Raw genomic sequence first — 25192 nt, forward strand, 5'->3', positions numbered from 1 at the left:
ACCCCCCGCCGCGCCCCCATCCTCCAAGCCCAGCACCCACGGGCATCACTACACACCCCCAGGCGTCACCACCGCGGGCCACCGCGGGCGTCACCCAAACCATGCACCCACCCTCAGCAGCCCGCCACACCGTCACCCAGCTGCCCCACCAGCCAGAAACCCACCAGCACCCCAACCACCTGCGGGCATCCCGACGCACCTGCGGGCACCACCACATCCGGGCACCACCACACACCTGCGCGCATTTCCCACGTACGAGCACACCACACACCCCCGGGGTGTTCACTACGTGCAGGCATCACCCCACACCCGCGACGTTCACCACGCGCGAGCATCACCACACACCCACGCACGTTCACCACGTGCGGGCATCACCAAGCACCTGCGGGCTACCACTCGCCCCACGGTCGCGGTGGTGTCAGCGCTTGGGCCAGTTCCAGAGGGGTTCGTCGAACGTGCCCCGGCCGGCGACCGTGGTTTCGCCGTACTCCTTGACCAGCTCGATCGTGTTCGCCGACCGCCCCGCCAGCGCCTTCACCAGCGGCTCGGAATGCGAGACGACCACGACCTGAGTGTTCTTGGCAGCGGTGCCGATCAGCTCACCGAGGGGTTCGAGCAGCTCGGGATGGAGACTGGTCTCAGGTTCGTTGAGCACCAGCAGCTCCGGAGGCCGAGGCGTGAGCAGCGCCGCCACCCACAGCAGGTACCGCAACGTCCCGTCGGACAGCTCCGCGCTGCTCAACGGCCGGAGCAGCCCGTGCTGCCGCAGTTGCAGCTCCAACCGCCCGCCGGAGCTGCGCACCTCCACCCGGCTCCCGGGAAAGGCGTTGTCCACCGCGGTGTCCAGCGCCTCGCAGTCGCCGATCTCGCAGATCGTCTGCAGCGCCGCCGCCACGTCGGCACCGTCGTGGCTGAGCACCGGCGTACGCGTCCCTACCTGCGCCGCCCGCGCCGGCGCCGCCGCATCGGTCCGCAGGTGATCGTAGAACCGCCACGACCGGATCCGCTCCCGCATCATCATCAGCTCCGGCGCCCGCTGCGGATCGGCCACCTCACTCAACATGCTGTCGAACGGCAGTACGGCATGCGGCACCTGATACCACCCCCCGCCCGGCTCCCGGAACCGCACCACCGGCCCCCGCCGCTCAGCCAGCACCGCCGCAGGCCGCAAAACGGCCCCCGCCCACGTCACCTCAACCTTGATCTCCGGATCATGATCGAACAGCGACCCCGCCGGAACAGGCAACCCAAGATCAACCGCATACCCGAACTCAACCCGACCCATCCCAACACCGGCAGCACTCCGTGATCCCCCCTTCCGACCTCCGCCACCCACACCCGCGCGACCACCACCACCTGCGGCTCCGCCGTACCCCATCGCGGCTGAAGGGTCGTATCCCGTGAACCCGAGCCGCAAGCTCACCCGCCCGGACCGCTGTGTCCCCTGCACCGGGTGGCGCCCCTCGCGAACCGCCCGCCCGATCATCTCGGGGCCCGCCCACAGCGTGGACTCCAACCCACCTTCGCGAGCGAGCGCCGCCACAGCCCCATTCCGCGACGACTCCGCCAACAGCCGCAACGCCCTGTACAGGCTCGACTTCCCACTCCCGTTGGCCCCGGTCACGACGTTGAGCCGCTCCAGCGAAATCACAACCCGCCGCAACGACCGGTACCCCTCAACCGCAACCGTGGAAATCACCGCCCCAGAATAAGCACCCCACCCCTCCCCCTCATGGATCCCACGACCTGCATCCCAAAGGCCTCCCTCTCAAGGACCTGCTTCCCCACGGCCTGCATCCCAAAGGTCCACCCCCTCAGGCCCGCCTCCCTCGCGCCCGCCTCCGCGGGTCAAGCCTTCTCCTGCATCTCGCGGACCGCACACGCCCGATCAATCCCGAATCCACCCCGTGCGCTACCACCGCCCTCCCCTCAGCGCGCTCTCAACACGCTGCCGCCCACCCACGGGCTCTGTCGCTCGGGTCCAACCGCACAGGGGCCCCGGACGAAAGGCCTCGACCTGTGAGGCGGGATCATGTGCGGCCTCCGGCTTGGCCTGCCGATGTCCGGAATATGGCCGAATGTGAAAGATCCAAAAGGTAATCTCGAAGATCTGGGCCTACATGTGACCAAAGTGAGATATGTCACTGAATGTCTCATTAAGTTGTCTTTGCCCATTGTTTGTCGCATATGTTCGTCCACGTCGCGGGGGTACCCCAACCCCCCGCCTAGGGATCGGCCGACGCGGCACCCCCAGATCTCCTCTTCCGCTCGGACCCATCCCTGTCCTGTCCCCTACCTAGGACCGTGGTTTCCTTGGGTCAGCATTCGAGCAACCCTTCCGACCAGAGCCCCCTCGCCCGCATAACGGCTCCCGGCAAGCGCCGCTGGGCAGCAGTCGCAGCCGGAGTCGCCGTCGTCGCCGCAGCCTCCACCACAGCCTGGGCGGCCGTCTCGAACGGTGACGACCCGCAGCCCACCGCCGCGATGGGCCTGGCAGCCGAGACCGGCGCCGCCACGACTCCCTCTCCGAGTTCGAGCCCCACGCTCTCCCCGTCGAGCGCCACACCGTCTGCCGGCGAGACCGGGCAGCCGACCCCCGCGACCTCGACACCCAGCGATCCCCCCGCGACTACCGCTCCCAAGCCTCCCGTGGCGAAGCCGGTGGCCAAGAAGTCGCACAAGCCCAAGCCGTCCACTCCCAAGTACCGTGTCCTCTCAGCCGGTACCTGCGGTGCCTCCTTCTACAACGAGGGGCAGATGACGGCCAGTGGCGAGCGCTTCAACCCGTCGGCCATGACCGCCGCCCACAAGACCCTGCCGCTCGGCAGCAAGGTCCGCGTCATCAATCCGTCAAGCGGCAAGTCGGTCATCGTCCGCATCAACGACCGTGGTCCGTACGTCGGCGGCCGCTGCCTCGACCTCTCCGAGGCGGCCTTCGACGCCATCGGCAACACCGGCTCCGGCGTCATGACCGTCAAGTACCAGGTCCTCGCCCGCTAGCCCTTCCCCAGCCAGAAGCGAGGGACCACTCCCCCACGCTCGGCAACATCAACTCCACAGGCATCACGCGCCGCCCCAGCTCTCTCCTGCTGCGGACTCCGGTGCGTGCGCCAAACCACGCCTCGGTAGCGCCTACAAGGCGTCCGACACCCCCCAACCCCAACAGCGCCCGACACACTCGCCCGCAGCACACCGCACCCCCTCGTACCCCGCACTCGGGTGGCGCCGCGCACACCCCATCCAGCGGCGACTCGTACCCTTGGCGTCCCGCCGCCGTGGCGCCTCGTACCCTTCCTTGCGTCCCACCGCCATGCGGCCCCGCATACCTCGCTCCAGTGGCGCCTCTCACACTCCACTGACGCCTGGCACTCACCCCAGCGTCCCGCCCCCGTGACACCCCGCGCACCTCAGCCAAAGGCGCCTCGTACCCTTCCTGGCGTCCCACCCCCATGAGATCCCACACACCTCAGCCCAAAGGCGCCTCGTACTCACTCTGGCGTCCCGCCTCCGTGACACCCGTGCATCTCATCCACTGCGGCGCCCGCATGCTCTCTCCAAATGGCGTCTGGCTACCGCAATAGCGCCCAGCTACCGTCAGCGGCGCTCGGCACCTCCCACTCCAGCGGCACCCGGCCCCCACCGATGCTCATGCCCTAAATCTGGCGGGTGCCCTCTTTCCCCTGTGACTCTCCAGCCCGAGGTCTGGTCGAGTAGATCAGAACACGGTGTCTCCCCCACCGCGCCCGCCCCCAGGCATCCCCTCCCAGACCGCGATGGGCTCGGCCAGCCGTACCGCCTTTAGCCAGAGGCAAAAGGGCAAGTCCTACTTCAGCAGGCGGACCGTGAGCGGGTAGCGGAACGGGTTCTCGGAGAGGGCGGAGATCCCTCCGGCGATGGCCAGGACAATCGCACCCACCCAGATGACGGGCAGCAGCACTACACCGACGATCGTGAACGGCAGCAGAAAGGTCGCCCCGATCAGGGTGAGCTGGAAGTTGAGCGCCTCCAACGCGTGCTGACGGATGTACGGGGACGTCTTGCCGCCCGTCATCAGCATGATCAGGGGACCCACGATCGGCATCCCGACAAGCGCGAGCCCGTGAGCCGCCGCGGCGCCGAGACGTTCGTTGCTCTCCGTCTGACCGTGGGGTCGAGGCGGAGGCGGTGGCATCGTGCGCGGCCTGGGTACGTGCCGCGCGCCGTACAGCTCATTCATGATCGGCATGAGGTCACCGTGGGTGCGCGCGGTCATCGCGCGCTCCAGCCGCTCGTCGAACTCGAGCTTGTCGAATCGGCCCTCCGCATAGGCGGCCTTGATGTGCTCGACCACGTGCTCGCGGTCCTCGCTGCCGACCCGCAGGTGGGCCGGCGGCACCTGTCCGGGCCCCAGGGGTGTGGGTGCCCCAGCCATAAGAGCCATGCCTCTCCTTAGATGTGACCAGTCAGCACTCATCCTTGCTCGAACGCTCGTCTCGGCCATCAGGGACGAACCCCTAGGTATCCCCGAGATCTTCCCCCGACGCGCAGGGCCGCGGCGCGATATAAAAAGGAACCATGAGATGGCGAGACCGCTACGGTATCCGGCGCCTGCGTGGCTCGAAGGTCGCCAAATTCGACCGGGAGGCGACAGACGCGGACATCGAGTCGCTTATCGCCTTCGCGAAGTCCCGGCGCGGCGTCGAGTTCTATGTCGAGCCGGAGACATTCGCCACCGACACCACAGCGGTGGCGGTCGCCGATGACGGAGAGTGGACCCGTCGCCGCGTCGGATCACCCGCCGTGATCCGCAAAGTAGCCCGGGATCTCGCGCTCCCGGTCTACGACGTTCAGCTCACCGGCTACCCCCCTCGCATGCGTGAGTACAACGCCCGCCGCCGCAACGAAGAACAGGGATAACGGCGAGCTGTTGCGGAAGACCTCACCCGTCAGAAGATCACGCACGAACAGGCGACCTGCCCAACAGGATCAAGGCGAAAACAAGCCTCTGATGCCCGGTACGGCTAGCCGCGCGTGACCCCACCATCCCCGTACGGCTAGCCGCACGTAACTCCCACCATCCCCGTACGGCGAGCCGGCACTAGCCCCACTCATCCGGTACGGCAAGCCGTAAGCGATCCCATCCACCCGGCATGGCGAACCGCAAGTGACCTGACCTAGCCCGGTGCGGCTTCGTCGAGGACGTTGACCAGAGGAAGCAGCCAGCTGGCGTTCGCACGCCCCATGGCGGTGTCGAGCTCGGCCGGAGTCGGCATGCGTCCGCGGAGAACCGTCGGCGACAGCAGATGCTGGAGCGCATGCATGAGAAGGTTGGCCATCGAATAGCCGGGATCGATGGCAAGCGCGCGTTCGAGTGCGATCGACGCCAGCACGGCGTCACCCGACCGCCATGAGGCCATGGCCAGCAGCGCCGCGACCGGCGGCGTGAAACGCGGCTCCAACCTGCGGGTGAGATCTCTCCACAATCCCGCGTGCTTGTCCTCCATCAGAGTCCACGCCTCGTCGCGGACCCTGATCACCGCCAGGTCCAGGCCGAGCCGGGCCGCCTCCACGTCGTCCAGCCTGCCGCCACGGAGATGCGTCGCGATCGCGGCACGAACCCTGACCACGCCCTCGGCCACGAACTGGGCGGCGAACTCGTTGGAATCCTTGGCCGCCGCCAGCCTGGACCGAACGTCGGCGACCGCGTCGGCGGTTGCCCGGCGCATGGCCATCCGCACCGGCCCGCTCGCCGACGCGATGGTGCGCTCCAGCGTCCGCCGGTCAGGAAGCGCGACCAGCCCACGCACGGTCGCCTCCGCCGCCACCTGGCTGCTCGAGATGTCGAACGGCGTGCCCTCCGGAGGGCAGCAATGCGCCAGACCGCAGATGTAGGACCAGAAGCGGCCGCCATCGGCCCTGAGGGCCTCGTCGATCTCGACCCCGCATCTCGCGGCGACCACCCGCAGCTCGTCGACGGCAGGCGTGACCTGGTCACCTCTTCCGTAGCCCACCACGATGGCGTGCGTGATCGCCTCCCGCTCGATCAGCGCCGACAGCGGCCCCAGCGCGCCCGGCGGCAGCGGCAACCCCCACCGGGCGACGATCTTGGCCAGCCCGGACACGAGCCCGATGAGGATGAGACTGTTCTCGGGATGGAAGCCCACGAGGTACGGCACGGCCGCCAGGATGTCGGCGGGACTGGCCAGGGTCAGGCGGGGTTCGGAGGCGTTGGTCGTCATGGCCCAGGAGCGTGCCCGGCGTTGGCCAAGCGCGAGAACGTCGAATCTCGTTCTGTGGATAAAGACGCCCGATGGCCGGGCCTGTGGATAACCAAGGTTGCGCCGCCACGATTCTTCGGCATTATGGGCGGCGGCCTCGCGAACCTGGCGCCGGGAGCGGGGCCCGCAAGCGCCCACTAGAAGTAGGCCGGCTCGCGCGTACGCCTAAGAAGTAGGTGCGAGCCGAGCGCGCACGAGGAGAGCGGCACCCGCCACGGCTGCCGGCATGGCGATCACAGCCACGAACGGCACGAGGAAGAGCAGAAAGATCGGAACGCCGAACCCGAGGGCGGCGGCTTTGTTGGCGCGGAGGATCGCGAAGCGTTCCTTACGGGCGAGACCGCGACGTTCCATGGCCAGCGTGGTGAGCTCGACAGTCAGGAAGAACCCGGAAACAGCGCCACCGATCACCGGAATGACCGTCTGACCGACGACAGGAATGAAGCCGAGGAAGAACAGCGGCACCGAGAAGAGAAGCACGTACCCCAGCGTCACCAGGCTGTCCCTGATCGACCGTGGCAGGGTTCGCCACCACGGCTGCTCCTCGACGTCCGGCAACGGATCGGCAGTCGCGGACAGCTTTTCATAGAAGGGCTCGCCGATGGCGAGAGTCAGCGCGGTGAAGGTCAGTACGGCCAGCCCCAACCCACCGAGAAACAGCACGATCCCGATCAGGACGCGGAAGCCGTCGCGCCATCCCCACGCATCGGCGAAAGGAGTGAGGACCTGTGCCAGGTCGAGCGCATTGGTGCCGAGCAGGATCAACGCCCCCACATAGACCACGAATGCGATCAGGGCAGGCAGAAGGCCAAAACCCCACCACCGCCCGTGCCTGGCAACCCAGCCGACGCCTTGAGCGAAGAAGCCGACGCCGGCTACGAAGTCACGCAATGATCGCATGCCCGGCAGGCTACCGGCTAACGCCAGAAAGAGGTCACCGAGTAACCGAGTTCCTCAAACAGGGTCCTCAGCAGGGGCAGAGAGACGCCCAGCACGTTGCCGTGATCACCCTCGATGCCCTCGACGAACCATCCGCCGCGCCCGTCGATGCTGAAGGCGCCCGCGAGCGAGAGCGGCTCGCCGGTACCGATGTACGCCTCGAGCTCTTCGTCCGCGGGCTGGCCGAAGCGGACCACCGTGCTGGCGACCTCGGCTGCCTGGGCGCCGGTCGCCGCGTCAATGACGCAGTGGCCCGTCACCAGGCGGCCGCTCCTGCCGCGCATCAGGCGCCAGCGCTCGGTTGCGGCCTCGGGCGTGCCCGGCTTGCCGTACGGCCGGCCGTCCAGTTCCAGAATGGAGTCGCAGCCGATAACCAGTCCCTCGTCCAGCCCCTCCGCGACAGCAGCCGCCTTGGCCTTGGCCAGCACCAGGCTCAGGGCGGCGGGCGTGTGGGCGGAGTACGCGTCCTCGTCGACACCGCTGACGATCACCTTGGGATCGAGGCCTGCGCTGCGCAGGAGGGCGAGGCGGGCGGGCGATGCAGAAGCCAGGACGATCACCACCCCAGCTTACCGGTCGGCCCATCGCCCCCGACTCCGCCCCAGAACGGCCCTGACCGACGTAGATCCCGTGTGGACAGGCGTTTCAGGTGCGCCGCGGTACGCGCGTCTCGGAGTGACCCGTCGACGAACCTCGTGCGGGGACGCGAGGTCGGGCCCGAACTGCCGGTGCCGGCGGAGGCGACCTGCGGCAGGCACGGAGGCCGGTTGGTGAAGGCACCTGGTCCCGACCACGGCACGCGAAGGACCGGCTTATGACGTGAGCACGGACTCGCCTCACGCCTGCCTCCGAGCAGGGCAAGACCGGCTCGTCAGCCTGATCACCGACGTCGGCAGAGGACCGCCTCGCCGAGCGTCGCACGTGCACCAGGGCGTGGCTTGTGGTGCGCGGGCGGATAGCTGTGGCGAGGCGGTGATCGGGTGCGGGACCTCTGGGTTACCAGTCGGGGTTCGAGGTGCCCGGGGCTGCCTGGGGTTCAGTGTCCTGGGGTTCAGTGCGGGTTTGGTGCGGTATGGCGGTGCCGCCGCCACCGAAGATGCCGCCAAGCAGGCCGCCGAGGAGGTCTTCGAGGTCGCCAGGAACGGCGGACTGTTCTTTGTTGAGATCGTCGGCCACGGCGCCGGCGTCCATGTTCTGCTGGGAGGCTCGGTTGGCGAGGATCGACATGACCATGGGTGCGAGCAGGGGCAACAGCTTCATGAGGATGTTGCTGTCGAGACCGGCGAACTGCGAGAGCCCGGCCGCCGCCTGCTCCGTGCCCTCACCGCCGAACACGTGGCCGAGGATGCTCTGGCCGTCGCGCTCCAGAGAGGCGACGTCGCCGGTGAAGGGGTCGGCGTCCACGTGGTCGTCGAGTGCCGCGCGCAGGGCGTGCGCGCCATCCGGGTTGTCTGCGCTACGCGCCAGACCGCCGACGATTGTGCCCGAGGCGGCTTCGACGACCTGGCGCGCTGTGTCGGTGTCGGTGTCCAGGAGGCCGGCGATCTCCCGGATCCCGGGATCGCCCAGCTGCGCGAGAAGCTCGTCATTGATCGACACGACAGTCCCCCCGATCATTGGTGAAGGAGAGGCTTCCCTGCGTCAAATCGATCTATTTCCCGGTTTGTCCTATTTCTCCACCAAGCCACACATGCAGACGCGATCCAGGTTGCCGACATGAACGGCATGTCGGACCTGGATTCCAACGGGCGCCGCCGCTGTCTATCAGCGTCAAGGCCCCGCGCCCCCTGCACCTTCACAGGCGCACAGCCAGGGTGGTAGTGCCGCCACGCGACATCTCTGCCGGGCGAGGTAGTAGTCCCACCACGCGGCGTCTCCACCCGACGGACGGCGTGGTGGTCCCGGCGTGGGGCGTCTCGCCGTGCCAGGCGGGTGGTAGTCCCGGCACGGGTCGTCTCCGTGTGTCGAGCGAGGTCGTAGTCCCGGCGAAGGGCGGCTCCATGTGCAGAGCGAGGTCGTAGCCGCGACGCAGAGCGGCTCCATGTGCCGAGCGAGGTGGTTGTCCTGGGACGGGCGCCTCTGCGCGGCCGGAGGAACAGTAGTCCCAGCATGCGGCCCTGAATGCCGCGTGCGTCGGGGCCGGGGGTCAGGAGTTGCTGGTGGGCGCCGAAGAGGGAGGGAGCATGTGGACGCAGGAAACCTGAAAAAGGGCAGTGCCGGTGGGCGCCAGCGGTCACCGGGAAGTCGGTGGACGCTGGCGCCCCGAGCGTCAGGCGGTGCTGCTGGGTGCTTGCTCTGGCGCGTCGTACGTGTCGGCGGTCAAGAGGCCTGCCGCGGCATAGGCGCCGGCCTCGTCGAGGGTCTCGTGCTCCAGCAGGGCCGCGACGATGCCGTCGAGCTTGTCGCGGTTCTCCGTGAGGATCCGGACGGCGCGCTCGTAGCATTCGTCGACGATGCGACGGGCTTCCTCGTCGACCATCGCCAGCGTGGCAGGAGAGGCCTGGGGCTGCTGGCCGTCGTTGGGGAGGATCGTGAGCGGTCCCACCTTCTCGGACATGCCCCAGCGGCCGACCATGCCACGGGCGATCATGGTGACCTGCTCGAGGTCGTTCTCCGCGCCGGTGGTGATGACGCCGTAGACGACCTGCTCGGCCGCCATGCCGCCGAGCGCGCCGGTGATACGCCCGCGCAGGTACTGCTCGTCGTAGGCGTAGCGGTCCGTGTCCGGCGTCGAAAGAGTGACGCCGAGAGCACGGCCACGAGGGATGATCGAGATCTTTCTGACCGGATCGGCACCCGGCTGGAGCATCCCGAGCAGGGCATGACCGGCCTCGTGGAAGGCGGTACGAGTGCGTTCATCTTCTGGCATCACGATGCTGCGGGCAGCGCCTAGCTGGAGCTTCTCCAGGGCGTCGGTGAAGTCGGCCGTGCCGACCTTCTCCTTGCCGCGCTTGGCCGCGAGCAGGGCCGCCTCGTTGACGAGGTTGGCCAGGTCCGCGCCGGTCATGCCGGGCGTGGTCTTGGCGAGCTGCTCCAGGCTCACCTCGCCGTCCAGCGGAACGCCGCGCGTGTGGACCTCGAGGATGGCGATACGGCCGGCCGCGTCGGGCAGGCCCACCTGCACGGTCCGGTCGAACCGGCCAGGGCGCAGCAGAGCGGGGTCGAGGATCTCAGGGCGGTTCGTGGCGCCGATGACGATCACACCTTCGGCTCCGGAGAAGCCGTCCATCTCCGTGAGGATCTGGTTGAGCGTCTGCTCGCGCTCGTCGTGGCCGCCGATGCCACCGGCGCCACCACGGGCACGGCCGATGGCGTCGATCTCGTCGATGAACACGATGGAAGGAGCGACCTTGCGAGCCTCTTCGAACAGATCACGCACGCGGGAGGCGCCCACGCCGACGATCATCTCGATGAACTCGGAGGCGCTGGCGGAGAAGAACGGCACGTTCGCCTCGCCGGCGACGGCCCGGGCCAGCAACGTCTTACCCGTGCCAGGAGGGCCGGCCAGCAGCACGCCCTTGGGCAGCTTGGCGCCCAGGCGGCGGTACTTGCCGGGATCCTTCAGGTAGTCGACCACCTCGACGAGCTCGTTCTCCACCTCGTCGATGCCGGCCACGTCGTCGAAGGTGACGCGGACCTGGCCCGCCTCGACGGGTTTGGCGGCCTTCGAGCGGCCAAGGCCGCCGAGCCCGCCGCCGCCCATCATGGAGGCGCCACGGCGCATGATCCAGATCCACAGTCCGGCCAGCAGCACGACCGGCAGCAGCGACAGCAGCAGGTTGCCCCAGAAACCGCGGCTCTGGTCGATCGGCTTGGCCTGGATGATCACGCCCGCGCTGTCGAGCTGCTGTGACAGCTGATCGTTGTTGGCGAAGGCGGGGATGGTCGTCTGGAACTTGGTGTAGCTCTTGTTGTTCGCGTCAGGGTTCTGCCCGGCGGCCTTGAGGTCGCCCTCGATGTTGAAGCCCTGCGCGTAGATGTCCTTGACGTTCTTGGCGTTCACCTGCTTGACGAACTCGGTGTACGAGACCGTCTCGACCTTCCCGGTGTCGAAGAACGACGACACCACGAAGAAAGCGGCGTAGACCACGAGGAGAGTGATGACGAACCGCCACCAGTTGATCTTCGGGCGCCCGCCGGGCGTGCCGGGCAGGCCTTCCGCGCGCCACGGCGGCTTCGGCTTGTCCTTGTCCGAGGACCCGGAGCGACGATCCGGTGCCTGCGGCGCCCCAGAGCGACGACGCCGCCCGGGCTCAGTGCCCGGCCTGTTTGCACCTTCCACGGCGTCACTCCCCCAAATCGCCGCAACCATGATCTCTAGCCTAGAACACGCACCCCGGAGGCCACGCGCTGGACATCACCCCAATGCTTCCGCTGCGTGTCAGGCACTGAAACGAACACCAGACCCGGCTTGGCCATTCCCCCGTCGAGCACCGCGACCGCCGCCCGAGATGAATGCTTTCCGTACTTGACCTGGTAAATCAGGACCCAGCCGCGGTCGACCGACTGTGACGCGATCCACCTGATCGTGGCGCCCTTGGGCTGGAGCGTGAGCGTCCAGCGCGCGGCCAGCAGGGCGGTGTCGCGCCAGTCCTGCTGGCGCTCGATCGGCAGCGGGCAGCTGACGAGCACGCCGCGCTGTACCGCGCCGTGCTGCTTGGGCAGCACCTGGCGAGTGGTGAAGGGTGCGGGTCCGTAGACCTTCCAGGGCCTGCTCAGGCGAGGTACGGCGAGGCCGGTGCGGGCGTCCTTTACCACGTAGCGGGGCGCCCGGGAGGAGGGCACGGACTGGATCGATCCAGGTATCCGGGCTATCCGGACGTCGGCGTAGAAGGCCTCCATCGCGGTGTAGCCGGGGGCGAGGGTGGCGCCGGGAGTGGGCGTGGGCCGCAGTGTCCCCATCAGGGCGGAGGCCGAGGGAAGCGCGCTGGGCGGCGATCCGGAGGCAGTCGGGACACCGGCCGGTGCGGACGCTGAGGGAACGGTGCCCACGGAACCGGACGCGGACGGGACGGCAGTGGGCCGGCCCGCCTGGGCGGAGGGCACGGCGCCGGAGACCGTCGGAACGGCGGATTCCGTAGGCACCGTGCCTGCCGGGCCCGGGGAGGAGGTGGGGCCGGACGGGGAAGGTACGGCCGATGGCGCGGCGATCGGCCGTGCCCGGACCTCGTCCGGCCGTGACGGGAGCAACATGATCACGCCGGCGACGACTGCCGCCACCGCCGCGAGCACGCCGAGCCCCCGGTACACGTCCCGCATCCGTAGATCACCGACACGGGAGCGTCTGGGCGGGGAAGCTGGAGTTCCCGGTTTGCCTGCGGTTCTCACACCGGAACCCACGGTCTCACTGTCCCCATCGAGCACGACGGGAGCGTATGACATATCCGGCGATTACGCGTATGAAGCTACCGAAGTGACATCATGGCGATGTGGATCAGGTGGAGTCTCCCATCGACCCGGCTTCGGCTTCACCAGGGGCGCAGGCCGTTCCCGAGGACCAGACCGACCCCACCTCAGACACGACCGAGGAGCACGTCGCCCCCTAGACCAGGACGCATCCCCGTCCGGCTCAAGCGAGGCTCGGGCGCATGCCAAGCCCAGGGATTCGGCGGAACTTCAGCCTGTCTCCGGTTCGGCTCACGCGGGAGTACACGCCAAGCACTGAGACTCGGCCGAGCCTCAGTCTGACTCCGGCTCAGCGGATCTTCGGCCGGCCCCCACTGGAGTCAGGCTCGGGCACATGCCGGGCTGGGCACTCTGCGGAGCCTCGGCCTGGCTACGGCTCAGCGGATCTTCGGCCAGGCCCCGGCTCGGGCCACACTGGGGGTGCATGTCGAGCCTGGGGACTTGGTGGTGCCTCGGCTTCGCTCGGGTCGGGCTGAGGTGCATGGCGAGCCAGGGGAGCGTCGGGGCGGCTCGGGTATAACTGGGGCGCGTGTTGAGATGGGGGGAATGGTGGAGTTGCAGGCTGGCTCTGGGGTAGTTGGGGTGCCGGTGGGGCAGGTTGAGCTGCGGTTCGACGCTGGGTCTCGGGAGGCGCAGACGCATACCAATCTCTCCGCGCTGCGGCGGGATCGGACGGGGTTGTGGATCGCGGGCGACGAGACGGCGACCATTGAGCACCTGATGTGGACGGGCGAGCGCTTCGATGGGCAGCGGACGTTCCATCTGGCCGACTTCGTCGAGTTGCCCGCGGGGCGCGACATGGAGGCCGATATCGAAGGGCTTGCGGTCGAGGACGGCCACCTGTGGGCGGTGGGCTCGCACAGCCTGAAGCGCCGCCGGGTCAAGTCGGCGAGTCCGGAGAAGGCGGCCAAGCGGCTGGCCACCGTACTCAGGGAGGAGAACCGGTTCATCCTGGTCCGGCTGCCGCTGGACCCGCGGACCAACTCACCGCAGGAGGGCGCGATCATGTCGGGCCCGGACAACGTCGCGGAGCAGTTGGCGGACGATCCGCACCTGGCGCCGTTCACCAAGCTTCCTGGCAAGGACAACGGCTTCGACGTGGAGGGCATCGCGGTCCTGGATGACCGGGTCTACCTGGGGTTGCGCGGGCCGGTGCTGCGTGGGTGGGCTGTGGTGCTGGAGATGGAGCTCCGTGTCTCCAATGGTGGGTCGCGGATGCGCTCGAGCCGACCGTACCGGAAGCATTTTCTCGACCTGGAGGGGTTGGGGGTGCGCGATCTGTGTCCTTATCAGGGGGATCTGCTGTTGCTGACCGGGCCGACCATGGACCTGGACGGGCCGGTGCGGGTGGTGCGGTGGCGCGTGGGCGAGGATCGCGACTTCGTTGCGGCCGAGCGACTGGAGACGGTGCTCGACCTGCCGTACGGACGCGGAGAGGACCATCCGGAAGGGCTGACCGTGCTGGACGACGGCAGGCTCATGGTCGTCTACGACAGCCCGTCGCCACGACGGATCACGCCGGTAGGCGGGGTGCTCGCGGACATCTACGAACCGGCGAGCCTGCGCCACAACCCGTAACCGATCACGCCCGAGGGCATCGTGCTGATGGACTTCTACGAACCAGCGGGCCTGCGCGATGACCAGGCGCAATTGCTACCGGTCACACAGGCCTGGAGCCAGGGGCTGGGCGATGGAGGTTCACCGGCATTCCGCTGTTCATAGGGCGCCGGATCATGGGGGTTGCGGGCGATCCGGTGGGGAGCAGCCACAGGGTCGACGTGACGCATGCGCGTGAGCCCGGCGAGGCAGGCATTCCAGATGCCGAGGTCGCACAGGCTGTAGGCGGGATAGGTGGGGTGCTCGGGGATCAGCGGGCGGGGCGGGTGCGAGCAGGACATCAGCCGGGGCGGCGACGCCCCGGCGTGCCTGATGCCGAGATCGCGTGCCCTCCCCGGACGGAGTGGGTGGGGTCCACGGGATCAGCGGGCGGGGCGGGCACGAGGTCAGCCGGGGAGCCTGGGCGACGAAGGCGCATGACTCCGGCGAGACCGGCGTGCCAGATGCCGAGATCGTGTGGCCCCCGGCGAGATCGTATGGCCCCTGGCGGAGTGGCTGGGGTGCAAGGGAATCAGGGGCCAGGGTGGGTCAGGGCTAGGGGGTGAGCCAGGGGGCTTGGGCTACGAAGGTGCAGGAGCCTGGCTCGATCTCGGTGAAGCCGGCGTCGCGGACGACGGGTAGGCCGGCGGCGGCCATGGATTTGAAGTCCTGGACCGAGGCTGTGCGGACCGAGACGGTCAGGCCTTGGGCGCGCCAGGCCGCTCGGTCGGCGGGTGAGGTGGCCCACCAGGCGAGTTGGGCGGCGTGGCCGGCCTGCGCCATGGCCTTACCGGCGGACATGGTCAGTTCCGGGTTCTCCCAAAGGATCGGGGGTGAAGCGAGGCCGGGAGGCACTGTGTCGGACATTTCGGTGCCTGAGACCTGCAGGCGGGACAGGTCCTTGGGCCAGGAGTCCAGGGGTACGGGCGGGTGGACGCGTACCTCGGCCGTGCGGTGTTCGATCGTGCGGCCGGGCAGCGCGAGCACGCGCGCCCACTCGGCCCCGCGGGCGCGGCGCACGACCTTGCGGATCTTCCCGGTGGACTGCCATGCCGCCACCGGCTCGGCGAACTCCCCCGGATCATCGAGCAGCGACAGCACCGCCATCGCCGCAGCCTCGAGCGCGTCCGTGCGCTCGGGCGGGTTGACCCGCTCCAACCTGACGACCAGGGGGAGGACCATCAGCTCTACGTCGTTCATCGCCCTCTAGCATGCCCGATGGCCAGCGACATGCCGGCCGCCAGGATGCACAACCCTCCCGAGACGAACCAGGCCAGGTCATATGCGCCCAGGTGGTCGCGGGTGAGCCCGGCGCCCACGGCGGCGAACGCCGCGCCGATCTGGTGCGAGGCGAACACCCAGCCGAACACCACGGACCCGTCGGAGCCGAAGATCCGCCGGCACAGCGCGACGGTCGGCGGCACGGTCGCCACCCAGTCCAGCCCGTAGAAGACGATGAACACCAGCATGCTCGGGTGCGCCGACTCGGCGAACAGGCTCGGCAGGATCATCAGCGACAGCCCGCGCAGCCCGTAGTAGACGCCGAGCAGCACCTTGGGATCCACCCGATCACTCAGCCACCCGGAGGCGACCGTGCCGACGATGTCGAAGACGCCGATGATCGCCAGCAGGCCCGCGGCGACGGGCTCGGCCATGCCGTGGTCGTGCGCGGCCGGGATGAAATGGGTCCCGACCAGGCCGTTCGTGCTGGCGCCGCAGATGGCGAAACCGCCGACCAGATACCAGAACGCCCGCGTCCCCGCCGCACTCCGCAGCACGGTCACGGCCCTGACCGCCGCGTTCACCTTCACGACGCCCGTACGGCCGGCCCTCACCGTGCCCGCCGAAGAGGCCCTCGCCGTGCCCGCCGCAGAAGCGCTCACAGTATCCGCCGCAGAAGCGCTCGCCGTACCCGCCGGAGAAGCGCTCACAGTACCCGTTGCAGAAACACTCCCCCCGCCCGCCGCAGAGGCACTCACCGTGCCCGCTGCAGAGGTACGGCCGGCGGCCCCGGATCCGGGCATGTCGGAGATGGCGGGCTCGGCACCCAGGGCGGTGGTTCCCACGTCTTCCGGGCGGTCGCGCATCAGCCACCACACCAACGGCACCACGGCCAGAGCGGCACCCGTCACGGTCAGGGACGCCACCCGCCAGCCGGGCCCGGCCGCCAGCTCGGCCAGCACCGGCAGGAAGATGAGCTGCCCGGTGGCTCCCGCGGCCGTGAGCACCCCGGTGACCAGGCCGCGGTGCCGTACGAACCAGCGATCGGTGACCGTGGCGACGAACACCAGCGCCATCGACCCCGTGCCGAGCCCCACCAGCACGCCCCAGCACAGCCACAGCTGCCAGCTGGCCGTCATCAGCACGGTGAGCCCGCTGCCCGCGGCCACCAGCAGCAGCGCAAGGCTGACCATGCGGCGCATGCCGAAGCGGTCCATGAGGGCGGCCGCGAAGGGGGCGGTCAGCCCGTAGAGAACCAGGTTGATCGACACGGCGGCGGAGATCGTGCCCTTGCTCCAGCCGAACTCCTCCTGAAGCGGCGTGATCAGGACGCCCGGGGTGGCACGGAATCCGGCGGCGCCCAGGATGGCGACGAAGGCCACGGCGGCCACGTACCAGGCTCGATGCAGGCGAGGAGGACGGGTGGACGTCAAGGTCATTGCGCAATCCTCATTCATCCGGCAAATACGCCGCGAGTGGCCCGGCGGCCAATATGTGAAAAAATCCGGCCATGGTGCATCGGATCGCGGTCGTGGCGCTGGACGAGTTCGCGCCGCTCGACCTGGGAGTGCCGGGACAGGTGTTCCGCTCGGCGCGGACGCGGAACGGCGACAAGCTCTACGAGGTGGTGACCTGCTCGCCGGGCCGCCGCCCGGTGAGCTGCTGGGCCGGCTACACCGTGCTGCCCGACCACGACCTGGACATCCTCGACACCGCGGACACCGTGCTCGTCCCGGGCATCCACGGCGGTCCGCCACTGCTCGAAGGCGTCATCCCGGCCGAACTGCGCGACGCGCTGCAGAACCGGCCGCGGATCATGTCGATCTGCACGGGCGCGTTCGTGCTCGCCGCCGCCGGACTGCTGGACGGCCGGCCCGCCACCACGCACTGGGCCGACGCCGACCACTTCGCGGCCATGTTCCCCGCGGTCAAGCTGGACGCCAACGTGCTGTTCGTCGACGACGGCGACGTGCTGACCTCGGCGGGCGTCGCCTCGGGCATCGACCTGTGCCTGCACGTGATCAGGCGCGACTTCGGCAGCGAGGTGGCCAACCGGGCCGCGCGGCGCTGCGTGACGCCGCCGTTCCGCGAGGGCGGGCAGGCGCAGTACATCGAACGGCCGCTCGCCGGGGCCGACGAGAACAGCACCGCGGCCACCCGCGCGTACATGCTCGCCCACCTGGACGCGCCGCTCGACCTCGCGGCCCTGGCGGAGCACGCGTCGATGAGCGTGCGCACGTTCACGCGGCGCTTCCGCGAGGAGACCGGGCTGTCGCCGGCGCGCTGGCTGACGCGGCAGCGCGTGGAGCACGCGCGGGACCTGCTGGAGAGCACCGACCTGGGCGTCGACCAGGTCGCCAGGCGCGCCGGCTTCGGCAGCGCGGTCTCGCTCCGCCAGCACCTCCACGCCGCGGTCGGCGTCGCTCCCCTCGCCTATCGCCACACCTTCCGGCGTCCCTGACCCTTCCGGCTGTACGGCAGGCCTCGCGTCCTCCGCCCGAGGCCCAGGAATTACGGGGACGACGCAACACGTAAGGCACCCGACCCGAGCGGCACCCCCTGCCGGGTCAGATCCCAGCGTGAACCGAGCGCTCCGGTGACGGCGATGGATCCCGGAGATGAGGGTCCAGCGGAGCGCCCGGGTAGAGCGCCGTACGCGTGGCGCCGGACTCCGCCGTACCCCGTCTCGCCGACCCGGCGCCCATGGAGGCCGGTGGCGTCGGTCTAGTTGAGTGGGGGTGGGTTAGGGGTGGCGGTCTTGGTGGGTGGCTCGGGTCCAGAGGGTGGGCCAGCCGCCGTCGAGCCACGACTCCGGGACCAGCAGTCCGGTTTCGGCGACCTGCTGCCAGAAGGCGTCCAGGTCGGCGCCCAGTTCGACCGCCCCGGACAGGGCCTGCTGCCACGGCCCGGCAGGATCGGCCAGGTCGGAGGCGGGATAGCCGGGCACCGCGGTCTCCCCGGGGCCGGTGATCGGCGTCCCCTCGCCGCGGGCCGTCGCGGCGATCACGAGCGCGCACAGCACCCGGGTCCCGGCTCCCCGCAGGTGCGCGGGGATCCCGATCGTCCGGCGGATCCTCCGGGCCACCAGCTCCATCGAGCGGGCCGCCGCCACGTCCGGATGCCTGGCCAGCCGCCGCATCGAGGACGGCAGCGGGGCGTCGGCCAGCAGCGGCGCCAGCCGTACCGTCAGATCGAGGTTGTCGAGCGCGGCCTGCAGCGGGCGGACGCCCGTCGCGGCCCACAGCTCGGCCAGCGGCATGTCATGGAACGCGCGGCCGAGCCGTTCGGCGGGCATGCGGCGCAGCGCGGTCAGGTTGTGCGCGCGCTCGAGGGTACGCAGCGCGCGCTCGGTCTCGGGCGTGGCCATGGCACGCGCCACCTGCCTGGCCAGCGGCTCGGCGATCTCCCTGAACAGCCGCCCGGACCGCCGCACCCCCGGCGCCCGCGGCGACGGCGTCGGCTCATCAGCAGGTTCCTGCTTCGGTACGGCGGGCCGCAGCGAACCCACCCACCGGGTGACGGCCTCGGCCACCTCCGGCGACGGATCGGCGTTGAACCGGGCACGGAACTCCTCCACCCGCCAGCCCCGTGTGCCGGGCCGCAGCTCCAGGTTGGCCACGATCCGGCCGTCCGGCGCCCGCAGCGCCACCAGGCCGAAGTCGCCCTTGGTGGCGCCGATCACGTAGTACTCCCCGGCGATGCAGTTGCCCATGTAGGAGGCCCATTCGGCGAGCACGCGGCCGCCGCGGGCGCACTCGACGCGCAGGTCGGTGCCCGGGAGGGGCAGGCCGTCGGCCTCGGCCAGCGCGGCGGGCAGCCGGAACGTGCCCGTCAGTGCCTCCGACAGCTGCGCGCTGGCGGCCAGTTCCCCGACCAGCTCCGGCCACGTACGGCAGCGCCGGGACGCCCGCGCGCCGTACGAGGCCAGCTGCGCGGTGCCCGCCACGGCCAGCGCGACCGAGTCGTAGCGGGGCTCGATCGGGTCAGGCTCGTCGGGGTGGTAGAGGAAGTACGGGGTCGGGTCGCCGTAGTTGGCCGCCGCGGCCTCGGCCCCGTGCAACTGGGCCAGCGCGTCGGCCAGGTCCGCCAGCCAGAGCAGGTCCCCGACCGTCTCCTCCTCCGGGGCCCGGTTGACCAGCGGCTCGCCCCCGCCCACCGGCGGCTGCAGCCACGCGGACGGCGGCCGCACCACGGTGTGGCCGACCGCGGCACGCCAGTCGGACAGGGTCGTCTTCGCCCAGCCGTGCAGGTAGCTGTGCGCGACGGCGATCAGCTCGGTGGCCGCCGCCAGGACCACGGCCCCGTAGTCCTCGGCCCTGGCCAGCCGCTGGGCGGCGAAGGGCTCCGGCGTGTCACCGAGCCGCCTGGCCAGGTCGCGCACGTAGCAACCCGGGCGGGCGGGCACGCCTGCCAGCCCCGGCACCCGCCTGGCCGCCCAGCCCGCCTCACCGTCACCTATCAGCGGCGCGGCCGCGGTCAGCTCGGCGGCGCACCGCTCGAGTCCGGCCCGCGTGCCGTACTCGGCCACGGCGATGGCGGCGCGCAGCAGGACGGTCGCCGCCAGGGCGTCGCACATCACCCGGTGCGCTGTCTGCGCCCACTGCCACGGCTGCGGGATCCACCGGGCGGCCTCCGCCAGGGTCGGCTCGTGCCCCAGCTCGGCACGCAGCCGGGAGACGAAGTGCTCGTCGGCGTGATCGTCGTACCTCCTCCGCATGTCCTCGAAGCGACTGCGTACGGCCTCCAGCCTTGTCGTCCTCCGGTTCCTCGCCTGAGCGGCCGCCACCCGCTCCCGCAGGTCGAGCACCAGCTCCAAGCGGCGCCGCGTGGGAAACACCTCGAGCACCCGCCCAAGATTCTCCGCCACCACCGACACCGGCCCCCGATGCCCATCCTGCTCAAGCCCACCCCCAACCCCAAGAGCCCCACCGACACGCCCCTGACGATCCGTCGCGTCTTCGAGCTGCCCAGGACGACCAACCGCATCCTCATCCCGCCCGAGCCCGGCCGCGGCATCTCCGCGCTGCCCGAGATCGACGTCCCGCTGCCCGGGATCGTCCTGCCCGGTTCCGAGCCGCCCGCCATGCACCGGTGCATCGGGAACTTCTTCGCCTTGACCGAGATCACCCGGCTCGTCTTCCAGCTGCCCGGGATCCCCCGAGGCGGCTCCCTGCCGCCCGGGATCGTGTGGTGCGGCAATGCCCTGTCCCAAATCGCCTGGCACGGCTACGGGCTGCTCTGGATCACGTGGGGCAGCTTCGAACTGCTCGGGATTCGCCGAGGCGGCTTCGTGCCGTCCGGGGTCGGCTGGGGCGGCGTCGCCCTGCCTCGGATCGGTCGGGGTGGCTTCGAGCTGCCTCGGATCGCCCGGCGTCGTGAGGAGGTGCATGAGTTGCTCGGGTTCGAGGAGGTCGCTGGCGGCGGAGGCCAGGTCCAGGTCGGCCCAGCGGCCTTCCGCGATGGCTCTACTCGCGGCGGCAGCCACCGGCTTGGTCGCCGCGGCGCCGAACAGCGCCACCAGCACACCCGCGCGCTCCCCCAGGCGTTCGATCCCATCGATCCCCAGAACCCGCAGCGCGGCCAGCACCGCATCCCGCCGATCCCCGCGCGCCCCCTCCAGCCGAGCCGACCGGAACCCGGGCCGCAACTCCACCCCCGCCCCGGCCGCCACGACCCCGCCCTCGGCCACCAGCCGCGCCAGCTCCCCCGCCGCCGCGCGCCCGTCCCCACCCTCAGGACCGAGCACCACGGCCGCCCCCTCAGGCAACCCACTCTGAACGATCCGGCCACGCACGTCCCAGACCGCCTGCCCCCGACCCGCCACGACCCCAAACGCCAGCCGAATCACGCCAGCCATGATTCGCTCCCCCACACCCCCAAATCAAGGCAAATATCCCCACCCACCCTTGACGCCCTCAAGGCGCCGGGTCGGCGGGAAGGCGTACGGCGGAGCTCGGCGCAACGTGCACGGCGGGAAGGGACCCGCGCGTGCCTGCTTCCCGGGGAGTCGTAGCAGCGGGACAGTGGCATCCGGTCAGCGGGCGTCTCCCTGGAGATGCTCAGCCGAAGTGTGGCGACTGGCGGTGGGGCTGCTTGCCGTACGGCAGGAGCGCGAGAAGAACGCGTGGGAGCTCGGGAAGGGTGGGTGGAGCCCTGGATGCGGCTGCGGGCCGCGGAAGGCAGGGGTGGGTTAGGAGTCGAGGGTGTCGGCGAGGTGGCGGATTTTGGTTACTACCTCGTCGTGGCGGCCGCCGGCCTGGATGCGGTCGGCGAGGGCGTGGAGTTGGCCTGGTGGGAGCCAGCCGCTCTTCGATCTGAGTGGCAGCCGGATGGGGCCCTTGGCGGCATCCTTGATCACCAGGATGGGGATGCGCTCGTCGGAGCGTACGTCGGGCAGCGTCTCCAGATAGACGTTCTCGACTGCGGGGAGCTCGATGCGGGTCGTGCGGAGGGTGGCTCGGCGGACCAGGTAGGAGCCCTCCAGCCAGGTACGGGTCCGCTTCACCACCAGCGCCCACAGGCCCGCGGTGATCGCCACGGGCAGCACACCGAACAGGGCGATCATCGCCACGATCTCGCCGGCCGTGATGCCCTGACCGGACGAGCCGGCCAGCACCGTCACGACCGCCACGCACGCGCTGAACACCACCACCACGGCCAGGCACCCGCACCCGGCCCGCACCCCCGCCGCCACCGGCACGTCGATCTCAACCCGCTCCACGCAGGCAGAATAGTGCGCTCCCACTTCGGGCTCTCGCGGCGGTCCGGCTGTGGGCCTTCTCTCTGTTGTACAGCCTGCCGACGATCTGTTGTACGGCAAGCCGACGATGTTGTACGGCAAGCCGGCGATGTTGTACGGCAAGCCGGCGATGTTGTACGGCAAGCCGGCGATGTTGTACGGCAAGCCGGCGATACGCCGCCCGCCATCGTGGGCTCGCGGCCCGTGACCGGCGCTTCTGGCGAGTCGAGGACACTTGCTCGCCACAACGGCGCTTCGTCACGCAGACACCGCCCTTTCCGAGCTGATCACCGCACGGGCCCACCCTTGCTCGCCGTACACGGGCGCCGGGCGCCGCGGGGTTGGGGCCAGGACGGGGTTGGGGTTCGGTTCTTCCGGGGAAGCGGAGGGGTCAGGAGTTGAGGGAGAGTTCCGTGAGTTGGGTGCGGGAGGTGACGCCCAGTTTCGGGTAGGCCTTGTAGAGGTGCTGGCCGACGGTGCGGGGGCTCAGGAACAGGTGGGCCGCGATGTCGCGGTTGGTCAGGCCCTGCGCCGCGAGCTGGACGATCTGCCGCTCCTGCGGCGTGAGCCGCGCGAAGCGGTCCACCCCGGTGTTCCTGGGCGCCGTCCAGCCGGTGGCGTCGAGTTCGGCGCGGGCCCGTTCGGCCCACGGCGTGGCGCCGAGCCGTTCGAAGTCCTCCAGCGCGGAGACCAGCCGCGTCCTGGCGTCGGACTTCCTGCGGGCCCTGCGCAGCCATTCGCCGTAGAGCAGGGCGGTGTGCGCCCGGTCCAGCGGCCTGTCGTGCGTGACGAGCGCGGCCGTGAAGTGGTCCTCGGCGGTGGGGCCCTCGTCGAGCAGCGCGCGGCAGCGTGAGGCGAGCGCGAGCGCCCAGCGCTGGCCGAGGAGGTCGGCCCAGCTCGCGAACCGGGCGAACGGTTCGGCCGCGCGGGCGGCCCGGCCGCCGCGGACCGCGGCCTCGACCAGGTAGGGGACGCAGCGCATGGCGGGGATGCTGCTGGCCCTGCCGTACACGAGGCTCTCCAGGCCGAGCAGCGCGCTCTCGGCCCTGCCCTGGCCGAGGTCGAGCAGCGCGCGGGCCTCGGTGTCGGCGGGGTCGACCTCCTCGCCGCGGATCGCGGCGATCCTGGCCAGCAGCGCCCCGGCCTGTCGTTCCCATTCGGGCTGGTGGGTGTCGGCGGCGATGCGCGCGGCCTCCGTGGCGTGGGCGTGCGCGTCGGCGGGCCTGCCGAGGCTGAGCTGGACGGCCGCCAGGTACGTCAGCGCCTGCGGCAGCACCCCGACGCGGCCCTCCGCGCGCAGCGTGACGGTGGTCCGCGCGGCCAGCTCGTGGGTCGCGGCGTCGTGCTCGGCCAGCCCGAGCCCGCCGATCAGCAGCAACCCCCGCCGGTCGGGCCCGGCGAGCGCGCGGGCGGCCGTCACCACTTCGGGCAGCGGCGGCAGCGCGTCGACCGGCGTGCGCAAGGCCAGCCCGGCGAACCAGCGGCACAGCTGGAGCACCGGGACGGCCTCGTCGTCTGCGGGCAGCCGCAGGGCATCCAGCCGGCGGGCGGTGCGCCGGGCCATCTCCCTGTCGCCGTTGAACCAGACCAGCGAGGTGGCGTCGAGCAGCAGCCAGGCCGCGTTCCGGGGGTCGGTCGCGGCGATGTGGTCGATGCCGAGCGTGAGCAGCGCGTGCGCGTCGGGCAGCGAGCCCTGCCCGTAGTCGGAGCAGGCGCGGACCCGGATGAGGCGAGAGGTCAGCTCCGCGTCGGCCTCCCGCGTGCCTGCGGCGACGTCTCTGGCCCGGTCGAACCGCCCGCCGAACTCCAGGGCCTCGGCGGCCAGCGTCAGCCGCCGCGCCCGCGCGGCCGCGTCCACGCTCAGCTCGGCCGCCCGCTCGTAGGCGGCGGCCGCGGAGGCGTATCCGGCGCGGGCCGAGGCGCTCGCCGCCGTCCGCTCCAGCTCCCCCGCCAGCCGTTCGTCGGGCCGGATCGCGGCCGCGGCCAGATGCCACACGCGCCGTTCGCCGTCCACCACCCGCGCCAGGGCTTCATGTACGGCCAGCCGCCTGCCCAGCGGTGTTCCCTGCGACACGGCGGCGCGCACCAGCGGATGCCGGAACTCCACCCGCCGCCCGGCCACCCGGACGAGCCCGATCTCCTGAGCGGCCTCGACGTCGGCGAGCGTGGCGCCGAACGGCTCGGCGACGGCCAGCAGCACGCCCAGCTCGCCGGTGCTCTCGGCCGCCGCGACCTGCAGGAACGCGCGCCCGCCCGCGGACAGGCCGTCCGCCTGCTGCTCGAAGGCGGCCCGCAGCCGGTCCGTCAGCGGCACGTCGGGCCCGCCGGCCAGCGACTTGGGCAGTTCGATGAGCGCCAGCGGGTTGCCGCGCGCCTCGTCCAGGATCCGCCGCCGCAGCCCGGGATCACGCACGTCGAGCAGCTCCGCCGCGGCCTCCTTGGTCAACCCGGCCAGCCGCAGCACCGGCAGGCCCTGCGGGTCGAAGCCGGGCCGGGAGGCGAGGACCAGCGCCACGCCCTCGGCGTCCAGCCGCCGCGCGGCGAACAGCAGCGCCTCCGCCGAGGCGTGGTCGAGCCAGTGCGCGTCGTCGATCAGGCAGACCAGCGGCCCGTCCTCGGCCAGGTCCGCCAGCAGCGACAGCAGGGCGAGCCCGACCAGGAACCGGTCGCCGGGACCCGCCGCGGCCAGCCCCAGCGCCCCGCGCAGCGCCGCCGCCTGCGGTGCGGGAAGCCGGTCCAGCCGGTCGAGCTCGGAGCCGAGCAGCAGATGGACGGCCGCGAACGGCAGCTCCGCCTCCGCCTCGACCCCGATGCCTCTGATGACCCTGGCATCGCCCGCGGCCCGCGCCGCGTGGTCGAGCAGCGCCGTCTTGCCGATTCCGGGGTCGCCGAGCAGCACGCACGCGCCGCTGACGCCCTTGGCGGCCCCTGCCAGCAGTTCCTCGAGCACGCCCTGCTCACGTGCGCGGCCCAGCAACATACTCAGAGAACTACCTATCCGATGACTCATGCCCCCTTGTGGAGGCCTCCCTAG

At 70.6% G+C, this 25192-nt stretch carries 18 protein-coding genes and 1 pseudogene; 5 read left to right on the forward strand and 14 right to left on the reverse strand.

What is annotated here, in order from left to right; all coding sequences use genetic code 11:
* Positions 1–418 precede the first annotated feature (418 nt).
* Positions 419–1093 (reverse strand): AAA family ATPase, encoded by a 675-nt coding sequence (locus KIK09_RS57825; protein WP_308164202.1) that lies wholly within the window; start codon positions 1091–1093, stop codon positions 419–421.
* A gap of 453 nt (positions 1094–1546) precedes the next feature.
* Positions 1547–1699, reverse strand: a pseudogene (locus tag KIK09_RS60065) (AAA family ATPase); the annotation flags it as partial.
* Between the two features lie 950 nt (positions 1700–2649).
* Between KIK09_RS60065 and KIK09_RS59240 the strand changes: the two are divergent.
* Positions 2650–3000, forward strand: a complete 351-nt coding sequence (locus KIK09_RS59240) for a septal ring lytic transglycosylase RlpA family protein (RefSeq protein ID WP_308164184.1) — start codon at positions 2650–2652, stop codon at positions 2998–3000.
* Between the two features lie 823 nt (positions 3001–3823).
* Here the strand turns inward: KIK09_RS59240 and KIK09_RS19170 are convergent.
* Positions 3824–4420 (reverse strand): DUF1707 and DUF4870 domain-containing protein, encoded by a 597-nt coding sequence (locus KIK09_RS19170; RefSeq protein WP_250573253.1) that lies wholly within the window; start codon positions 4418–4420, stop codon positions 3824–3826.
* Between the two features lie 134 nt (positions 4421–4554).
* On the opposite strand from KIK09_RS19170, the gene KIK09_RS19175 reads away from it, so the two are divergent.
* Positions 4555–4896, forward strand: a complete 342-nt coding sequence (locus KIK09_RS19175; protein ID WP_214320557.1) for a hypothetical protein — start codon at positions 4555–4557, stop codon at positions 4894–4896.
* A gap of 257 nt (positions 4897–5153) precedes the next feature.
* Here the strand turns inward: KIK09_RS19175 and KIK09_RS19180 are convergent, their stop codons facing one another.
* The 6 genes from KIK09_RS19180 to KIK09_RS19205 form a co-directional block, all read right to left on the reverse strand.
* On the reverse strand, positions 5154–6218 hold the full coding sequence (locus KIK09_RS19180; RefSeq protein ID WP_214320558.1) for a DUF4192 domain-containing protein: 1065 nt from the start codon (positions 6216–6218) through the stop codon (positions 5154–5156).
* Between the two features lie 204 nt (positions 6219–6422).
* Positions 6423–7157, reverse strand: coding sequence for an EI24 domain-containing protein (locus KIK09_RS19185; protein WP_214320559.1), 735 nt, complete (start codon positions 7155–7157; stop codon positions 6423–6425).
* A 17-nt stretch (positions 7158–7174) separates the two neighbouring features.
* Positions 7175–7756: a Maf family protein gene (locus KIK09_RS19190; protein WP_214320560.1), complete on the reverse strand. Its 582-nt coding sequence runs from the start codon at positions 7754–7756 to the stop codon at positions 7175–7177.
* 436 nt (positions 7757–8192) lie between these two features.
* A complete protein-coding gene (locus KIK09_RS19195; protein WP_214320561.1) occupies positions 8193–8795 on the reverse strand; it encodes a DUF937 domain-containing protein in 603 nt (200 codons plus the stop codon).
* 670 nt (positions 8796–9465) lie between these two features.
* Positions 9466–11478: an ATP-dependent zinc metalloprotease FtsH gene (gene ftsH, locus KIK09_RS19200; RefSeq protein WP_308164185.1), complete on the reverse strand. Its 2013-nt coding sequence runs from the start codon at positions 11476–11478 to the stop codon at positions 9466–9468.
* Positions 11479–11513: 35 nt separating this feature from the next.
* The gene (locus tag KIK09_RS19205; RefSeq protein WP_214320562.1) at positions 11514–12455 is read right to left on the reverse strand and encodes a hypothetical protein; all 942 of its coding nucleotides are present in this window, start codon (positions 12453–12455) and stop codon (positions 11514–11516) included.
* A gap of 735 nt (positions 12456–13190) precedes the next feature.
* Here KIK09_RS19205 and KIK09_RS19210 point away from each other — a divergent pair.
* Complete coding sequence (locus KIK09_RS19210; RefSeq protein ID WP_308164186.1) at positions 13191–14180, forward strand: DUF3616 domain-containing protein; 990 nt, start codon at positions 13191–13193, stop codon at positions 14178–14180.
* Positions 14181–14753: 573 nt separating this feature from the next.
* On the opposite strand, the gene KIK09_RS19215 is transcribed toward KIK09_RS19210, so the two are convergent.
* On the reverse strand, positions 14754–15398 hold the full coding sequence (locus KIK09_RS19215; RefSeq protein ID WP_250573255.1) for an aminoacyl-tRNA hydrolase: 645 nt from the start codon (positions 15396–15398) through the stop codon (positions 14754–14756).
* Positions 15395–16858 carry an MFS transporter gene (locus KIK09_RS19220; RefSeq protein WP_214320564.1) on the reverse strand — a complete coding sequence of 488 codons (1464 nt, stop codon included), beginning with the start codon at positions 16856–16858 and terminating at the stop codon, positions 15395–15397. The genes KIK09_RS19215 and KIK09_RS19220 overlap by 4 nt, the downstream gene beginning before the upstream one ends.
* A gap of 71 nt (positions 16859–16929) precedes the next feature.
* Here KIK09_RS19220 and KIK09_RS19225 point away from each other — a divergent pair, with 71 nt between their 5' ends.
* The gene (locus tag KIK09_RS19225; protein ID WP_214320565.1) at positions 16930–17880 is read left to right on the forward strand and encodes a GlxA family transcriptional regulator; all 951 of its coding nucleotides are present in this window, start codon (positions 16930–16932) and stop codon (positions 17878–17880) included.
* A 282-nt stretch (positions 17881–18162) separates the two neighbouring features.
* Here the strand turns inward: KIK09_RS19225 and KIK09_RS19230 are convergent, their stop codons facing one another.
* Complete coding sequence (locus KIK09_RS19230; RefSeq protein WP_214320566.1) at positions 18163–20286, reverse strand: hypothetical protein; 2124 nt, start codon at positions 20284–20286, stop codon at positions 18163–18165.
* A gap of 18 nt (positions 20287–20304) precedes the next feature.
* On the opposite strand from KIK09_RS19230, the gene KIK09_RS19235 reads away from it, so the two are divergent.
* Complete coding sequence (locus tag KIK09_RS19235; RefSeq protein ID WP_214320567.1) at positions 20305–21432, forward strand: hypothetical protein; 1128 nt, start codon at positions 20305–20307, stop codon at positions 21430–21432.
* 177 nt (positions 21433–21609) lie between these two features.
* Here the strand turns inward: KIK09_RS19235 and KIK09_RS19240 are convergent, their stop codons facing one another.
* A complete protein-coding gene (locus KIK09_RS19240; protein WP_214320568.1) occupies positions 21610–22140 on the reverse strand; it encodes a hypothetical protein in 531 nt (176 codons plus the stop codon).
* A 409-nt stretch (positions 22141–22549) separates the two neighbouring features.
* A complete protein-coding gene (locus tag KIK09_RS19245) occupies positions 22550–25138 on the reverse strand; it encodes an ATP-binding protein (protein ID WP_214320569.1) in 2589 nt (862 codons plus the stop codon).
* Positions 25139–25192 lie beyond the last annotated feature (54 nt).

It is taken from the genome of Nonomuraea sediminis, assembly GCF_018531495.1.
GTDB classification, from domain to species: Bacteria; Actinomycetota; Actinomycetes; order Streptosporangiales; family Streptosporangiaceae; genus Nonomuraea; species Nonomuraea sediminis.

What these genes read in the sequence shown, in the direction of transcription:
- KIK09_RS19170 (WP_250573253.1), bottom strand. Translation starts at nt 4,420, where the DNA reads ATGGCTCTTATGGCTGGGGCACCCACACCCCTGGGGCCCGGACAGGTG.
- KIK09_RS19175 (WP_214320557.1), top strand. Translation starts at nt 4,555, where the DNA reads ATGAGATGGCGAGACCGCTACGGTATCCGGCGCCTGCGTGGCTCGAAG.
- KIK09_RS19180 (WP_214320558.1), bottom strand. Translation starts at nt 6,218, where the DNA reads ATGACGACCAACGCCTCCGAACCCCGCCTGACCCTGGCCAGTCCCGCC.
- KIK09_RS19185 (WP_214320559.1), bottom strand. Translation starts at nt 7,157, where the DNA reads ATGCGATCATTGCGTGACTTCGTAGCCGGCGTCGGCTTCTTCGCTCAA.
- KIK09_RS19205 (WP_214320562.1), bottom strand. Translation starts at nt 12,455, where the DNA reads ATGCGGGACGTGTACCGGGGGCTCGGCGTGCTCGCGGCGGTGGCGGCA.
- KIK09_RS19215 (WP_250573255.1), bottom strand. Translation starts at nt 15,398, where the DNA reads ATGAACGACGTAGAGCTGATGGTCCTCCCCCTGGTCGTCAGGTTGGAG.
- KIK09_RS19220 (WP_214320564.1), bottom strand. Translation starts at nt 16,858, where the DNA reads ATGACCTTGACGTCCACCCGTCCTCCTCGCCTGCATCGAGCCTGGTAC.
- KIK09_RS19225 (WP_214320565.1), top strand. Translation starts at nt 16,930, where the DNA reads ATGGTGCATCGGATCGCGGTCGTGGCGCTGGACGAGTTCGCGCCGCTC.
- KIK09_RS19235 (WP_214320567.1), top strand. Translation starts at nt 20,305, where the DNA reads ATGCCCATCCTGCTCAAGCCCACCCCCAACCCCAAGAGCCCCACCGAC.
- KIK09_RS19245 (WP_214320569.1), bottom strand. Translation starts at nt 25,138, where the DNA reads ATGTTGCTGGGCCGCGCACGTGAGCAGGGCGTGCTCGAGGAACTGCTG.